The organism is Vibrio sp. 1641 (assembly GCF_033339995.1).
Lineage (GTDB): Bacteria > Pseudomonadota > Gammaproteobacteria > Enterobacterales > Vibrionaceae > Vibrio > Vibrio alginolyticus.
In genome coordinates this window covers 1-547 of sequence record NZ_JAWOVP010000438.1, presented here as the reverse complement: position 1 = coordinate 547, position 547 = coordinate 1, and the positions used below count along the sequence as shown (strand labels likewise).

The following is a 547-nucleotide window of genomic DNA, read 5'->3' as shown; positions in this document are numbered from 1 at the left end:
TTGTTTCCAATATTCTGCTCGCAATGGGGATGATGATGGTGTCACCGATGACCATTTCTCTGCCCTTCAAGTTACTGCTTTTCGTTTTGCTTGATGGCTGGACAAAACTCACGCACGGCTTAGTGCTGAGTTACGGTTGATGAAGGAGAGAGAATGAATCCTGCAGAAATCATCCATTTCACAACGCAAGCACTCACTTTGGTTCTGTTCTTGTCGCTACCACCAATTTTGGTCGCAGCATTAGTCGGCACCTTAGTGTCGCTGATCCAAGCACTGACTCAGGTACAAGAGCAAACGTTAGGGTTTGTCGTGAAGCTCATTGCCGTGATCATCACCCTGTTCATCACAACGCAGTGGCTAGGTGCAGAGCTGCACGCTTTTGCCTCACTCGCTCTGGATAAAATTCCACAAATACGATGAGTTACGACGATTTACACCAAGCTTTGTTTCTTTATAGCTTGACGCTGCCAAGGCTCATGGCGTGCTTTATCTTTCTGCCTATTTTGAGCAAACAGATGCTTGGCGGCGCAATGATCCGTAACGGCGT

1 protein-coding gene and 2 pseudogenes are annotated in these 547 nt (G+C 47.3%); all 3 read left to right on the top strand.

The window, feature by feature from the left end; genetic code table 11:
• A pseudogene (locus tag R7Z47_RS26440) lies at positions 1 to 140 on the top strand (EscR/YscR/HrcR family type III secretion system export apparatus protein); the annotation flags it as partial.
• Between the two features lie 13 nt (positions 141 to 153).
• Positions 154 to 420: a SctS family type III secretion system export apparatus subunit VscS gene (gene vscS / locus R7Z47_RS26435; protein WP_005464497.1), complete on the top strand. Its 267-nt coding sequence runs from the start codon at positions 154 to 156 to the stop codon at positions 418 to 420.
• Positions 417 to 547 (top strand): annotated as a pseudogene (locus tag R7Z47_RS26430) (EscT/YscT/HrcT family type III secretion system export apparatus protein); the annotation flags it as partial. The gene vscS and the pseudogene R7Z47_RS26430, both read left to right, overlap by 4 nt.

What these genes read in the sequence shown, in the direction of transcription:
- vscS (WP_005464497.1), top strand. Translation starts at nt 154, where the DNA reads ATGAATCCTGCAGAAATCATCCATTTCACAACGCAAGCACTCACTTTG.